This is a genomic window from Flavobacterium ardleyense, assembly GCF_033547075.1.
GTDB lineage: Bacteria > Bacteroidota > Bacteroidia > Flavobacteriales > Flavobacteriaceae > Flavobacterium > Flavobacterium ardleyense_A.
The window spans coordinates 3,064,824-3,078,931 of sequence record NZ_CP137891.1; the positions used below are offsets into that span (position 1 = coordinate 3,064,824).

Genomic DNA, 14,108 nt, shown 5'->3' on the forward strand with positions numbered 1-14,108 from the left:
TATGACTAAAATTTGCTCAACCTTTATTTTTCTACTCTTTATAACAACTATTTTTGCACAGAAAGTAAAGGGATCTCGAGCTGTAACAATTGCTCCCAGGGAAATTGCTTCCTTCGAAACGATAGAAGTGGATAGTAGTTTTGATATTTTTCTAACCTTTGGCGATCAGTGTGCAATAGAAGTTGAAGCAGACGATAATTTGCACGAGTTTATAAAAACTGATATTGCTAATGGAAATCTCCGTATATCTACCTCACAAGAATTTAGCAGTTATAAAAAACTTAGTCTAAAAATCACCTACACTAGCGACCTTAAGATAGTAACATGCAGCGATGATAGCTCAGTTACAGGATTGCAAGACATAGTTTTGGCAGATTTTACTTTTAAAAATTCGGGCTCATCAAAAATTTATGCGGTAGTACGAGCACCGGTTTTTAATATGATTAGCAGTGGAAAGTCGAAAGCTGAACTAAATTTAACATCTGAGAAATCCTCCATTCAGTTATCAAAAAATGCAAATCTCAAAGCCCTAATCTCTTCCAAATCTTTAGTGTTTGATATGTATGATAAATCGGTTGCGGAGATTGAAGGTGATGCTACTAATCTTACACTTAGGCTAGACCATAATTCGAGATTTATCGGGAAAAATTTAACTGCTGTAAATGCGACCATTGTCGCCGAAGGATATTCCTCATCAAGCCTTCAAGTTACTACCAAAGCAAAAATTGAGGCTTCCGCCAAATCAGAAATCGAGTTTTATGGTAATCCGCAGTTTGAAATTATCAAGTTTCTAGATTCAGCGAAACTTAGTAGAAAACCATTATAAATTTAAAATTATAAAAAAATAAGCCACTCACAAATTCTTGTAAGTGGCTTGTTTTTTTTTAAATATAATTATTTTTATGATTCCATCATTGTTAGGTATCGCTCGGCGTCTAGAGCAGCCATACAACCACTTCCCGCAGCAGTGATAGCTTGACGGTAATCTTTGTCCTGCACATCACCAGCAGCAAAAACCCCTGGTAAGTTGGTCTTGGCAGTTTTTGCATCAGTTATTAAATAACCTGTTTCATCCATAGTCAATTGATCTGCAAATATATCTGTATTTGGTTTGTGACCAATTGCGATAAATAAACCTGTGATTGCTATTTCCGAAGTCTCCTGAGTAAAATTATTAATCATTCTCAAGCCTTCCACAACATCGCCACCTAGAACTTCTTCGACTTCGGTATTGTAAAGAACCCTTAGATTTGGAGTATTTGCAACCTTATGCTGCATTGCTTTCGATGCTCTCATTTTATCTTTACGAACAAGCATAGTGACGCTTTTGCAAATATTAGAAAGGTAGGTAGCTTCTTCGGCGGCAGTATCTCCGGCACCTACAATTGCTACGTCCTGATTTCTGTAGAAAAACCCGTCGCATACTGCACAAGCACTTACACCTCCACCTCGAAGTCTTTGCTCACTTGGCAGGCCAAGATATTTTGCAGTAGCTCCAGTTGAAATAATTACGGTTTTAGCGTAAATAACTTTATTTCCATCGATGGTAATTTTGTGAATACCACCTTCTTCTTCACTAAACTCAGCTTTGGTCGCCATTCCAATGTGCACTTTAGTTCCAAAACGCTCCGCTTGTGCTTGTAATTGTAGCATCATTGTAGGACCGTCAATCCCTTCAGGGTACCCAGGAAAGTTATCAACTTCTGTCGTAGTTGTCAACTGTCCACCTGGTTCCATACCAGTATATAAAACTGGATGCATATCTGCTCTTGCTGCATAAATTGCTGCAGTATATCCTGCAGGTCCTGAACCTATAATTAGGCATTTTATAACTTCTGATATTTCTGACATAAATTTTTGACTTTAATGTCTGCAAAGGTAGCTTTTATATGAAACACTGGAAAGCCAAATTTTACCGTTTTTGACTGTTCTAAAATTTTTCTTGATTTCTTAATTTTCTAGTTGTACAATTCGAATAAAATTATATCTTTGCAGCAGAATTTTACGGGGTGTAGCGTAGCCCGGTTATCGCGCCTGCTTTGGGAGCAGGAGGTCGCAGGTTCGAATCCTGCCACCCCGACGAACAAATCCTTTCTGCATTGCAGAAGGGATTTTTTGTTTATTACAGATCCGAGCTTGCTCGAAGATTTGTAATAAATGAAAAAGACCTAGCAGTTTGAAAAACTGCCCAAAGGATTTGGACGTCTCTTAATACCCTAATCCCAGGATCATTCTTTAATAATCCTGCCACCCCGACGAACAAATCCTTTCTGGTTTCAGAAGGGATTTTTTGTATAAAATAAAGCCGAGCTTGCTCGTAGATTTATTTTATACAAAAAAGACCTAGCAGTTTGAAAAATTGCCCAAAGGGCTTGGACGTCTCTTAATACCCTAATACCAGGATCATTCTTTAATAATCCTGCCACCCCGACGAACAAATCCTTTCTGCATTGCAGAAGGGATTTTTTGTTTATTACAGATCCGAGCTTGCTCGAAGATCTATTTTATACAAAAAATCCCTAGCAGTTTGCAAAACTGCTGAAAGGATTTGTTTGTCTCTAATAACCAAAATTTAGGATCACGGAGTAATCCTGCCACCCCCGACTAAAAAATCCTTTCTGGTTTCAGAAAGGATTTTTTGTTTTATAAAAAACCGAGCTCGCTCGAAGTTTTATAGAAAAGAAAAAATACTTAGCAGTTTGCAAAACTGCTATAAGGATTTATATGTCTCTAAAATCTCTACAAAAGAATCATGTACTAATTGTGCTATTCAATTCATATGATTTTAGCAAAATAATAGCTACTTTAGATGGTGTTCTCTAATAAACGTCTTGCGCGAGATCCTGATATCGAACTCGATTTACAATATAGCTTAAATGAGTCCTTTTGTAAAGAGCGGACTGAGTAAAATTAATATCCGAAGTTATTATAAAGCTATAACCTGAGAGAGCATTTATAGACTTACTTAAGAAAATAAGGGTCGTTTGCATTTTTACTACCCGACTCCATAAGCTTCTGAGGTTTTATATAATTATTTATTACTCCAAAGTCTGCTCACCACCACCGTTTACAAAAATAGTCTGACCACTCACCCACTCCGAAATCGGAGAAGCAAAATACAGCATCGCTCCTGCAATATCCTCTGCTGTTCCCAGTCGTTTAATTGGTGTGTGAGCCAGCATCGTTTTTTCGATTTCGGGTGTCAAAACACTTTCCAGTGCAGCAGTACGTGTAGCTCCTGGACCAACAGCGTTAATTCGAACTTCCGGTCCAAAATCGTGTGCTAAATTTGCCACTGTATGGTTTACCGCCGCTTTTGACCCACCGTAACCACTCATGTTTGGACTTTTATTTATGCTAGACATCGAGGTGGTGAAAACAATAGATCCGTATCCCTCTTTTTTCATGTATGGAACAACCAACTGGCATAGCTTCCAACCACTAAAAACGTTTAGTTCATAATCTCGTTTAATATCTTCAATTGAGATTTTAAATGGATTTTCTCGTCCACCGCCACCACCGCCGGCATTATTTATCAAAATATGCACCCCTCCAAATTCCTTTACAGTCGTCTCTACCAAATTTACCAAGTCACCATCCTTCAATACATTGCAAGAAACGGCAAGTACCTTTACCCCTAGCGCCTCGATTTCTTTGGCAGTATTTTGAGCATCCTCTAAGTTAAAATCACCGATTGAAATGTTTGCGCCGTGTTTGGCCAACATTATCGCCGTAGCTTTCCCAATTCCGTTTGCCCCACCAGTCACGATGGCAACTTTTCCTTTTAAATTAAACAATTCTGAAGCATTCATATATTTTTAGTTTTAAGTTTAAATTAATTGAGTCTATTTCAATTTTAAATACACTGATTTTCCGCTTTTGATAGTTTCAAGAATAGATATATTTCTAATTTCCATCGGATTCACCGTTAGTGGATTTTTGTCTAGAATTACAAAGTCTGCAATTTTTCCAGCCGAAATACTGCCTTTTGAATCTTCTTCAAAAAACTCATAAGCAGAATTAATTGTGATTGCTTTAATGGCATCGTAGGGAGTTGTTCTTTCGCCTTTTCCGATAATAGCACCAGATCTTGACACTCTGTTAACTGCGGTCCATATTGAGAAAATTGGATTTATCGGGGTTACTGTCGCATCCGAATGATTGGTTGGCTTTAATCCCAAGCGGGCAGCAGAAACCATCGGGCTCAGAAAATCGGCTCTATCTTTTCCTAAGTTTTTTACGTGTACATCACCCCAGAAATAAGCGTGATTCGTAAAAAATGAGGGCTGCATTTTATATTTTACAAAGGTTTCCAATTGATCTTGACGCGCAAACTGAGCGTGGATAATAATTGTTCTACGATCTTTATCCAACGCCTGCTTCAAACTTTGACAAGCATATACGTGTGCTTGGATAATCATATCTACAGTGGCATCACCATTGCAGTGAATAAATAACTGATTCTCTTTCTCATAAGCCACAAGAAATAATTTGTTGATGGCGTCCTGAGTCAGACTTGGCAATCCGCGACAATCGTGCACGCAACCCGGAACTTGAGTTAAGAATGGTTTACTAAAAAAAGCCGTTTTCCCTTGTGGAGATCCGTCAGCAACAATCTTAGTCCCTTGAACTTTAAAACCATTTTTATAGTTCTTAAATTTTAACCCATTATCTCTTAAATTGATTTCTAATTCGTCGTAACCTGCTAGAGCGATCAAATCTATCTTAAACTTTCCTGCATCTGCCTGCGACTGAAAAAATTGGATAGCGTCCCGTGTTGTCATTCCATCTTGTGCGGTGGTGATTCCGTTGGACGCATAATATTCTTGAGTCTTATCAAAAAATTGGCCCTGCTTAGACGCTAGTTTTTCAAGCATTATTCGCATAGCTGGATACATTGCTGTTTCTTGCAACAATCCACTCAACTCATTTGTATTCGTAAATCTATCAATTGTACCTCCCTGAGGACTGGTACTTTTCTCGTCTAATTTTAATTCTTTCAGTGCTAGACTATTTGCCACGCCCATATGGCCACTTGTGTGCTGAAGGTACACCGGATTATTGCGCAAAACTTTGTCAATATCATTTTTGGATGGATGTCTTTTTTCCAACAATTGGCTTTCATCATATCCCCACCCGTAAATCCATTCGCCCTCTGCGATTTTATTTTCTTCCTTAAAATTTTTTAATTTCTGAAGAATGTCATCAATATTTTTGACTTCCCCAACTGGTTCCGGGTTTAAATCTACTTGACCCATCGTATTTGAAACCATTCCAAAATGGCTATGCGGATCAATAAATCCTGGTAGTAATGTATGCCCTTTTAAATCAATTTCTTCCGCATTTGCATATTGAGACTGCGCTTCATTTTGTTTTCCTACAAACACAATTTTCCCTTTTTCAACAACGACTGCTTCAACATATTCTGGCTTTTCTGAATGCATTGTTAAAATCTCACCATTAAAATAAAGCTGAGTGTCAGATTTGCTAGAAACTTTAGATTGCGCTTTTTTAGAAACACAACTAAGTACAGCAGCAGATAAAGTTATTAGTAGGAAAATCTTCTTCATAATAATTGATTTAAAAAAAATTTATTGCCGAGAATTATCTATGCCATTCCGAATCTATGTCGCGCAATATTCCTTCATAGCGGTCCTTCAACTCAGCAGAAATTTGTTTAGAAGAGGTGTGAATTTTTCTTAATTGAAGGCTCAAAAATATACCGAACAGACCAGCAAACAAGAAACTCATTGCAATTAATACTACCACACTAAGACCTGCAAATAGCGGATTCCAAATTAAAAAGAACGAAGCAATTGCGCCAAGAATACCAAAAATTAGCAACGGCATCCAATTTCTACTTCCATATCTTTTCATGTCTAAGGAAAAGCTGATGGATGAAATAGATCTAAATAACAGTAAAAAACCAACATAGAAAGCTAGAATACTTATTGATAAGGCAGGGTGTGTAAACATCGAAATACCTACAACTAAAGTAATAATACCAAAGGCAAGCGACCAGCCCCAATTATCAAGTTCATCTTTATTGGCTACCGAAAATATTATTTCTGACAAACCTCCAAAAACAAATGACAGGGAAAATAATAGTGATAAAGTTAGTAGAGAACTCAGTGGAGCACTAAAAGCGATGATACTAATAATGATAAACAGTATGCCGACAATTAAAGGAACATACCAATATTTGACCGAGTTTTTGATTGAATTTAAAAATGCTGATTTCATGGGAATGTATGTATTAAAATGTTATTTATTAGTCTTTAATCTATCTTAAGCGTTAATATTCTAAGTTTTTTTCTGCTCCGTTTCCAAAATGGATAAGGCATTCTCTCCCACCATCATTCCCTGCGATTGACCGCCTAAAATGTATGCTCCAATCCAGTTGAAAAGTGTTCGGAAACGATTTCGGTAATTTACCAGCAATAACAAGTGCACAAAAAACCACGAAAACCATGCTAACCATCCGGTGAGGGTGGTTTTAGGAAAAGTAAGATCGGCAACAGCTTTATTTTTACCTATTACCGCCATCGAGCCTTTGTCAGTATATTTAAAAGATGCTTTAGTTTTGCCTGTGCTCTGTATAATTATTTCTAAATTTTTTGCCAGTTGTTTCCCTTGCTGCATTGCTACGCTGCCCAGTTGCGGATGTCCTTTTGGCCAATCAGGATCGGTGGTTTGTATACAGGCATCGCCTATTGCAAAAATATTCGCCGACCCTATCAACATATTATACTCATCAACTTTTAATCGATTTCCTCTATCGTAGAATTCATCCGGAATACCATTAAATTTCATGGCAGTGACGCCCGCGGTCCAAATCAGGGTTTTAGTTTCTATGAATTCGCCATCTTTAAAGAATACTTTATCATCTTTATAATCAGCGACAAACTTTCCTAAAATTAATTTTACACCAAAATCTTCCAAGCTCTTTTTTGAATATTGTTGCGATTCTTCGCTCATTGGCGGAAGTACAACTTCCGCGCCATCTACCAAATAAATATTTAGTGGCTCATTTGCTAATTCTGGATAAATTTCGTGCAAAACTCGCATCTTCATTTCGGCAATCATTCCCGCAATTTCTACTCCCGAAGGGCCAGCGCCAGAAATGACAATATTTCGCATTTTGCGACGCTCTACTTCATCTTTTTCGTAAGTATATTTTTCGCCTTGAGCAATCAAATAATTCCGAAGTACGACCGCGTCATCAACTGTTTTCATTGGTAAAGAATGCTTTTGAATGTTTTCCATTCCAAAGTAATTGGCTTTGGTACCCGTTGCAATTACCAAATAGTCGTACTCTAATTCGCCAGAAGATAGCACAACTTTGTTTGCGCCTGGAACCACTTCTAAAAGTTCTCCCAAGCGAAAATTTAAATTTTTTTCTCCCCTCAATAAAGTTCTAAAAGGAATTGAGATACTAGAAACATCCAGCATTCCTGTGGCTACTTGATATAATAATGGCGGAAAAAAATTGTAATTGTTTCTATCCACTAGCGTTACCTGAATTCCCTTTGTGCCACCCAACTTTTTCGCAAGATTTACTCCCGCAAAACCTCCACCTATTATTACTACTTTTTTATCTTTCATCAATTTCATTTTAGGTTAAAATACCGCAACTTCAAGGTGAGAAATTGCGAAAGAAGTTGCTAGTTTTTATCTTAACTTGATGTCACCACCATCTGCCATCAAAGTTTGTCCGGTCATATATTGACTGTCATCACTTAGTAAAAATGCTACGACTGGTGCTATATCGTCTTTAGGATCGCCAAAGTGACCCAATGGAATATGTTTTGCAATTTCATCATATTGAGCGGGACTGCTTTCTTTCCATTTCACAACTCCTTCAGTCATTGCCAACGGACTTACAACATTAACTCTAATTTTATCCTTACCCCATTCATTGGCCGCTACACGGCTTAATCCTCGAATTGCTTCTTTGGCAGCAGCGTAGCTAGCCTGACCTATCTGCCCATTGAGTGCAGCGCCCGAACCAAAGTTTACTACTGATCCTTGGTTTTTTTTAAGCTCCTGATATGCGGCTTTCATAAAATTTAAAGTAGCATTAAAACCTGTCCCAAATGATAAAGACCAATCTTCTTGAGTCAATTCAAGCAATGGTTTTTGTCTTGATGCATGGGCATTATTTACAAGGCCTGTTAATTTTCCAAATTTGGCTATAGCCAATTCTACTGCTTCCTGGGCCACAGATTCTTTGGAAACATCTCCTTTTAGAAAAACAATTTTACTTGAGTTTTCTTCAACTTTCTTTTTACCAGCTTCCTCATTTATATCAACTGCTACTACCGAAGCACCTCTAGCAACTAGTACCGATGTTAATGCTCCCCCAATTCCAGCTGCTCCGCCGGTTACGATTATTACGTGACCTTTTAAATTTTCCATATTTTTTAATTTTAGTTTAAATGTCTAATTGGTAATAACTTCAGTTTTGTTCGTGAGCTACGCCAATTAAAGAATAGCAAAGATACCACTGCTTCGAGAAGAATATTTTGTTCACAACGTTTAGAAAAATGTCCAAATAGTGTATTTAACAAAATTTAACTTGCTGAAATTGAAGTATTCTAAAACTACAAAATATTATTTAAATGTCTAATAAACTTTATTGCAACAACTTCCTAAATTTTCCTGGACTGAAGCCACTATGTTTCTTAAAAAACTTTCCGAAACTATAGACATCACTAAAATGTAAACTTTCGGAAATTTGTTCGATACTTTCTGCTGTCTGGGTTAATTGATTTTTGGCAAATGTCATTGTAGTTGCTGCAATTAGATCACGTGGAGCAGAGCCAGTAGTTTCTCGAACACAATTGCTGATGTATTTTAGAGATAAATTAAGTTTGTCAGCATAATATTGAAGCTCCCGCTGCGATTTAAAATCTTTTTCAATGGCATTCAGAAATTCGATGGTTATACTTTCTTTGCGATTATTTTTACTAGGAACTCTATTTTTACTATCAAAAATTTCTTCGACTACCATATAAATAAGTGCCATATATAAACTTTGGAGGATGCGATCTCTGAAACCTGATCCCACTTCCTTTTGATAATAATGATTAATTGTCTGAAGGTGTTTCCAAATGACATCAAATTCTACACCATCTAATTTTAACCCTTTGTCAAGTTGCTGCTGATTTTGGTAGGCTTCGTATTTATTAAAACCTAGCAACAAATCCGAATTTAGTTTTGAATCAACTTCCAACATAAAAAGCTGAATACTTTCAAAGCTGCTCACACTATATACCGCACCCTTATTTAAAAAAAACAGTGTGTTAGGCCAAATCTGATAATCTTTTCCGTTTACTTGTATATCCAATTGTCCTTCTTTTAGATAAATAGAGACATTTTCTTTAGGAGTATATTTCCTATTGATTTTGATGGTCTCTTTAAAATCTACTTCTGTGATTATAACTAAGGACTTATTATCCATTTGAGAGCTTTTTCTAAATGATTTATGATTTTAAAATTACAATTTTATTTTGGTAGAATTTCCCCTAGCCCAGATTGTAGCGGAAAACCCGGAGTCTAAAAAAGCCTTTTTTCTTAACTTCTGGACACACAAGAGCGACCGGCGGAAGCTCCTTGTGTGGCTTAGAAGTTGGCTTTTTTTGCGAGGATTTGTAGAGAAAAGCTGGATTAGCTCCAAATAAAAAAGCTGATCATCAAAATAATCAGCTTTGCATGGTTTAAAAAAAGAGTGTAGCTACTTTGTACTAATATTATATTCTGGCAAGACCGCAGCTTTAGCAAATGCATCGTCGGCCTGAGCACCACCACCGCCAGCAACTCCTACAGCGCCAATTAATTGGTCTTTGTAATATAACGGCACCCCACCGCCGAGCAATAAAAGTTCTGGAAGATTTGCTAAATTTTGCATGTCAGAATTTGCTTTTGCATCGCGATCCAACTTTAATGTCGCAGTCTTTGTCGAGGCCGAAGTAAATGCTTTTCTACGTGCTGCTTCGGTGTTATGAGGGCCAATTCCATCGCCTTTGGATACCACAATTGTTTGTCCCGCCACATCTACAATGGCTACAGTAACTTCTTTTCCGGCGGCATTTGCGGCTTTCCTTACCTGCTCAACCAATTGGAATGCGATATCAGAAGTTAGCTGAGCAGTAAAATTTAGTTGAGACTTTTGGGTTTTTGCAGGTCTCATAGACTGTGCATAAGATGTAATTGAGGTTATCATTACTATAAAAATGAATGCACTATTTATATAATTTTTCATCTTAATTTCCTCGATAAGTTGAGTAACCAAAAGGTGAAAGTGTAATTGGCACGTGATAGTGATTTTGGTCTTCTATTTGAAATACGACCTCGATAAAGGGATAAAATGACCCTATGTTTTTCGCTTTAAAATAATTGGCTGTAAGAAAAGTCAGTCTATAAATTCCTTGATTATCTGCCTTAGAATCTAAAAAATCTGGGATGCGCCCATTTTTATCGGTTATTTTCTGATCGATGGCCACCCAAGTTTTTTGGTCTTTGGCCCTTTTTTCTAGCATTACTGGCACACCCACCGCAGGTTGTCCTAGACCAATATCTAATATATGACTAGAAAGTTGGAAATTTGAGGATTGAGCAAAGAATAAAGAACTAAATAATAATAGTATTACCAAGAAGAAATTTTTCATAAATGTTAACTTTAATTTAATTTATTTTAAAAATCAGGACAATAGTTACTGTTTTTATAACTATCTTTTAAAACTTAAGCAAAGGAACAAAAAAATGTTTGCGAATCATTTTTGTTTAAGTATATTTGTGAAAACTTAAACAGAATGAATCGGCTTAGTATTGCACAGTTAGCTCAATTCTCAGGAATTAAACCGCATACCATTCGGATTTGGGAGCAGCGCTATAATGCACTATCACCTGAAAGGACGGAAGGAAATACCAGGTCGTATTCGGGCAATGATTTGCGCAGACTCCTTAATATAGTAGGGCTTTTGGATAGCAAATATAAAGTTTCTGACCTTTGTGTTATGACCGATGAGCATTTGCACCATCTTATCCAACAGCAATATAACGAGGAAGTTGATACAGATTTTCAGAAATATGTGTTGCAACTTATCGCGGCGGGAATTGACTTTAACCAAGCGCAGTTTGAAGAAACATTGGATTATTGTCTGGAAAAAATAGGAGTTATCGCGACTTTCAAAAAAGTGATTTATCCGCTGCTTCAGAGGCTCGGCATGATGTGGGCGGCAGATTTAATGCCACCTGCTCAAGAACATTTTATGAGCAATATTATTAGACAAAAATTGCTTGTTGCTCTTGATACAATTCCACCGGCAAAAGATACTGCAAAAAAATGGCTGCTTTTTCTGGCCGAAGATGAATTTCACGAAATAGCACTGCTTTTTGCACATTATCTGTTAAGACTTCGCGGAGAAAATGTTATTTACTTAGGAACAAATGTTCCTTTAAGTACGCTACAACAAGCCGTGGACACTGTTGTCCCTGATGCTGTGCTGACCTTTTTTGTAAAAAGCAATTTTACCGAAGATCAGCAACTGTATCTTAACTCAGTAAGAAATTGTTTTCCCAATGGAAATATTTATATTAGTGGGAACGAAAAATTGATATCTACTTTAGAATTAGATAGTAATACGACTTGGCTTCAAAATATCGATGATTTATAGAAATACTGTAAAGTGGGATTCAATATAAATAACAACTAAATAATTACAAAATTTATGGCTCGCATTGCAATTATTGGTTCTGGTTTTTCTGGTTTAAGTGCTGCTTGTTATTTAAGCAAGGCAGGGCACGAAGTGCATATTTTTGAGAAAAATGCGTCCATTGGCGGACGTGCGCGTCAGATGAATACAGACGAAGGCTATATTTTTGATATGGGTCCGAGTTGGTATTGGATGCCAGATGTTTTTGAACGTTTTTTTGCAGATTTCGGACATAAACCTTCCGATTTCTATTCGCTTCGTCTTTTAAATCCTTCTTTTGATATTGTTTTTCCCGAAAACGAAACTATGCACGTTCCGGCAAATTTTGAAGAACTTTGCGCGATGTTCGAATCTATCGAAAATGGCAGCGCTGTGAAGTTGCAGAAGTTTATGGACGATGCAAAATTTAAGTACGATGTTGGAATGTCAAAATTAATTTACAAACCAGGTTTATCTCTCTTAGAATTTGCCGATTACGAGGTAATTTCGGGTGCATTAAGATTAGAATTGTTTTCTTCCTTTAGCAAACATGTTCATAAATATTTTACGCATCCAAAGCTGATTGCATTAATGGAATTCCCGGTATTATTTCTGGGTGCTATGCCACAAGACACACCTGCTTTGTATTCGTTAATGAACTACGCTGGGCTTAAATTAGGAACATGGTATCCCAACGGAGGTTTTGGAAAAGTGATAGAAGGAATGGCAAAGGTTGCAACCAACTCTGGCACAAAATTTCATTTGAATGCAGCAGTGACCAAAATCAATCATCAAGATGGAAAAGCTACTGGAGTAACGGTCAGTGGAGAAAATTTAAATTTTGACTCCGTGGTTTCATCGGCAGATTATCATCATACCGAAAGCAAACTATTGCAAGAGGAAGATCGAAATTATTCGGAGAAATATTGGGACAAAAAAACCTTTGCTCCTTCTTCATTAATCTATTATTTAGGATTAAATAAGCGTCTAAAGAATATTGAACATCATACCTTATTTTTTGAAGAAGATTTAGATGTCCATTCTAGGGAAATATACAAGCAGCCGCAATGGCCTACAAAACCGTTATTTTATGTTTGTTGCCCTTCCAAAACTGATAATACTGTTGCTCCTGCTGGACATGAGAATATTTTTATGCTGATGCCAATTGCAACAGACCTTGACGATAGCGAGGAAATGCGAGAAAAGTATTTCAAATTAATGATTGAGCGATTAGAAAAGCAAACTGGCGATTCTGTTCTTGAGCACATTGATTATAAAAAGAGTTATTGTGTGGACGATTTTAAATTAGATTACAATTCATACAAAGGCAATGCTTATGGATTGGCAAACACGCTTATGCAAACTGCCAATTTGAAACCAAAAATAAAAAACAAAAAGATTAAGAATCTTTTCTATACCGGCCAACTTACCGTTCCTGGACCTGGAGTACCGCCCTCGTTAATATCTGGAAAAATCGTTGCAGAGCAAGTAGAAAAAAATTTAAAAAAAGCATATGAAAAAGCTATATGATAATTTGTCCGTAGAGGTCAGCAAAATGACTACGCGTAGCTATAGCACGAGCTTTTCTCTTGGAATCTACTTTTTGAGTCCTGCAATTCGAAATTCAATTTATTCCATTTATGGTTTTGTACGAGTGGCCGACGAAATTGTGGATAGCTTTGAAGGCTACGATCGTGAAGGCTTGTTGGCAAAGTTTCGCGCCGACACCTTTGAGGCAATCGAGCAGGGAATTTCTACCAATCCTATTTTGCATTCGTTCCAACACGTAGTTAGAGAATACGATATTGATCTTAGTTGGATTACGATTTTCCTTGACAGTATGGCGATGGATTTGCAAACTGTTGAGTACAATAGAGAGAAATTTAATTTGTATATTTTAGGTTCCGCAGAAGTAGTTGGTTTGATGTGTCTACACGTTTTTGTCCAAGGAGATAAGAAGCAATTTGATGACCTTAAACCGTATGCAATGAAGCTGGGTGCGGCATTCCAAAAGGTGAATTTCCTACGAGATATGAAAGATGATTACGAAGTTTTGGGTCGAAACTACTTTCCGCATATCGATTTCAATGATTTTACAACTGATTTAAAAGCTACTATTGAGAAAGAGATTGAAGCCGATTTTGCCGAGGGTCTTGCTGGGATAAAGCTACTTCCGGCTTGCTGCAAAGGCGGCGTTTACTTAGCTTATGTTTATTATTACTCACTTTTTAAAAAAATTAAAAGATTACCTGCATCGCGAATCATGGAAGAGCGAGTGCGCATCAATAACACTCATAAATTTGGCTTGATGGTCAATAGTATGGTGCAGTACAAGATGAATTTGCTTTAATATCTGATGCCACTTTTGGCTTTCGCCGAATGTATATAGATTAACAAGAAGCTATAAATTTC

The 14,108-nt window shown here is 37.0% G+C and carries 13 protein-coding genes and 1 tRNA gene; 5 read left to right on the forward strand and 9 right to left on the reverse strand.

The window, feature by feature from the left end:
- Window position 1: 1 nt before the first annotated feature.
- On the forward strand, window positions 2-826 hold the full coding sequence (locus SBO79_RS13365; RefSeq protein ID WP_318640895.1) for a GIN domain-containing protein: 825 nt from the start codon (window positions 2-4) through the stop codon (window positions 824-826).
- Window positions 827-900: 74 nt separating this feature from the next.
- On the opposite strand, the gene trxB is transcribed toward SBO79_RS13365, so the two are convergent.
- The gene (trxB, locus tag SBO79_RS13370) at window positions 901-1,851 is read right to left on the reverse strand and encodes a thioredoxin-disulfide reductase (RefSeq protein ID WP_318640896.1); all 951 of its coding nucleotides are present in this window, start codon (window positions 1,849-1,851) and stop codon (window positions 901-903) included.
- Window positions 1,852-2,005: 154 nt separating this feature from the next.
- Between trxB and SBO79_RS13375 the strand changes: the two genes are divergently transcribed.
- Window positions 2,006-2,080: transfer RNA gene (locus tag SBO79_RS13375), tRNA-Pro, on the forward strand.
- 958 nt (window positions 2,081-3,038) lie between these two features.
- On the opposite strand, the gene SBO79_RS13380 is transcribed toward SBO79_RS13375, so the two are convergent.
- The 8 genes from SBO79_RS13380 to uraH all read right to left on the reverse strand — a co-directional run bounded on the left by SBO79_RS13380 (window position 3,039) and on the right by uraH (window position 10,670).
- Window positions 3,039-3,812 carry a glucose 1-dehydrogenase gene (locus SBO79_RS13380; protein WP_318640897.1) on the reverse strand — a complete coding sequence of 258 codons (774 nt, stop codon included), beginning with the start codon at window positions 3,810-3,812 and terminating at the stop codon, window positions 3,039-3,041.
- A 33-nt stretch (window positions 3,813-3,845) separates the two neighbouring features.
- On the reverse strand, window positions 3,846-5,570 hold the full coding sequence (locus tag SBO79_RS13385) for an amidohydrolase (RefSeq protein WP_318640898.1): 1,725 nt from the start codon (window positions 5,568-5,570) through the stop codon (window positions 3,846-3,848).
- 34 nt (window positions 5,571-5,604) lie between these two features.
- On the reverse strand, window positions 5,605-6,243 hold the full coding sequence (locus SBO79_RS13390; protein WP_318640899.1) for an HdeD family acid-resistance protein: 639 nt from the start codon (window positions 6,241-6,243) through the stop codon (window positions 5,605-5,607).
- A gap of 60 nt (window positions 6,244-6,303) precedes the next feature.
- Window positions 6,304-7,605, reverse strand: coding sequence for an NAD(P)/FAD-dependent oxidoreductase (locus tag SBO79_RS13395; protein ID WP_318640900.1), 1,302 nt, complete (start codon window positions 7,603-7,605; stop codon window positions 6,304-6,306).
- Between the two features lie 66 nt (window positions 7,606-7,671).
- Window positions 7,672-8,418, reverse strand: coding sequence for an SDR family NAD(P)-dependent oxidoreductase (locus tag SBO79_RS13400; RefSeq protein ID WP_318640901.1), 747 nt, complete (start codon window positions 8,416-8,418; stop codon window positions 7,672-7,674).
- Between the two features lie 217 nt (window positions 8,419-8,635).
- Window positions 8,636-9,463, reverse strand: coding sequence for a helix-turn-helix domain-containing protein (locus tag SBO79_RS13405; protein WP_318640902.1), 828 nt, complete (start codon window positions 9,461-9,463; stop codon window positions 8,636-8,638).
- Window positions 9,464-9,736: 273 nt separating this feature from the next.
- Window positions 9,737-10,264, reverse strand: a complete 528-nt coding sequence (locus SBO79_RS13410) for a heme-binding protein (protein WP_318640903.1) — start codon at window positions 10,262-10,264, stop codon at window positions 9,737-9,739.
- A 1-nt stretch (window position 10,265) separates the two neighbouring features.
- Window positions 10,266-10,670: a hydroxyisourate hydrolase gene (uraH, locus tag SBO79_RS13415; RefSeq protein ID WP_318640904.1), complete on the reverse strand. Its 405-nt coding sequence runs from the start codon at window positions 10,668-10,670 to the stop codon at window positions 10,266-10,268.
- 144 nt (window positions 10,671-10,814) lie between these two features.
- Here uraH and SBO79_RS13420 point away from each other — a divergent pair, with 144 nt between their 5' ends.
- The 3 genes from SBO79_RS13420 to SBO79_RS13430 are packed head-to-tail and all read left to right on the forward strand — an operon-like array spanning window position 10,815 to window position 14,046.
- Window positions 10,815-11,678 carry a MerR family transcriptional regulator gene (locus tag SBO79_RS13420; RefSeq protein WP_318640905.1) on the forward strand — a complete coding sequence of 288 codons (864 nt, stop codon included), beginning with the start codon at window positions 10,815-10,817 and terminating at the stop codon, window positions 11,676-11,678.
- A gap of 54 nt (window positions 11,679-11,732) precedes the next feature.
- A complete protein-coding gene (locus SBO79_RS13425; protein WP_318640906.1) occupies window positions 11,733-13,226 on the forward strand; it encodes a bifunctional phytoene desaturase/3,4-desaturase in 1,494 nt (497 codons plus the stop codon).
- Entirely contained in the window at window positions 13,210-14,046 is an 837-nt protein-coding gene (locus SBO79_RS13430; RefSeq protein ID WP_318640907.1) for a phytoene/squalene synthase family protein, read from the forward strand. The genes SBO79_RS13425 and SBO79_RS13430 overlap by 17 nt, the downstream gene beginning before the upstream one ends.
- The last annotated feature ends 62 nt before the right edge of the window (window positions 14,047-14,108 follow it).

Bases quoted from the DNA above. Each gene is read 5' to 3' on its own strand.
- SBO79_RS13380 (WP_318640897.1), bottom strand. From the start codon at position 3,812: ATGAATGCTTCAGAATTGTTTAATTTAAAAGGAAAAGTTGCCATCGTG.
- SBO79_RS13365 (WP_318640895.1), top strand. From the start codon at position 2: ATGACTAAAATTTGCTCAACCTTTATTTTTCTACTCTTTATAACAACT.
- uraH (WP_318640904.1), bottom strand. From the start codon at position 10,670: ATGAAAAATTTCTTCTTGGTAATACTATTATTATTTAGTTCTTTATTC.
- SBO79_RS13400 (WP_318640901.1), bottom strand. From the start codon at position 8,418: ATGGAAAATTTAAAAGGTCACGTAATAATCGTAACCGGCGGAGCAGCT.
- SBO79_RS13430 (WP_318640907.1), top strand. From the start codon at position 13,210: ATGAAAAAGCTATATGATAATTTGTCCGTAGAGGTCAGCAAAATGACT.
- SBO79_RS13405 (WP_318640902.1), bottom strand. From the start codon at position 9,463: ATGGATAATAAGTCCTTAGTTATAATCACAGAAGTAGATTTTAAAGAG.
- SBO79_RS13395 (WP_318640900.1), bottom strand. From the start codon at position 7,605: ATGAAAGATAAAAAAGTAGTAATAATAGGTGGAGGTTTTGCGGGAGTA.
- SBO79_RS13390 (WP_318640899.1), bottom strand. From the start codon at position 6,243: ATGAAATCAGCATTTTTAAATTCAATCAAAAACTCGGTCAAATATTGG.
- SBO79_RS13420 (WP_318640905.1), top strand. From the start codon at position 10,815: ATGAATCGGCTTAGTATTGCACAGTTAGCTCAATTCTCAGGAATTAAA.
- trxB (WP_318640896.1), bottom strand. From the start codon at position 1,851: ATGTCAGAAATATCAGAAGTTATAAAATGCCTAATTATAGGTTCAGGA.
- SBO79_RS13425 (WP_318640906.1), top strand. From the start codon at position 11,733: ATGGCTCGCATTGCAATTATTGGTTCTGGTTTTTCTGGTTTAAGTGCT.
- SBO79_RS13385 (WP_318640898.1), bottom strand. From the start codon at position 5,570: ATGAAGAAGATTTTCCTACTAATAACTTTATCTGCTGCTGTACTTAGT.
- SBO79_RS13410 (WP_318640903.1), bottom strand. From the start codon at position 10,264: ATGAAAAATTATATAAATAGTGCATTCATTTTTATAGTAATGATAACC.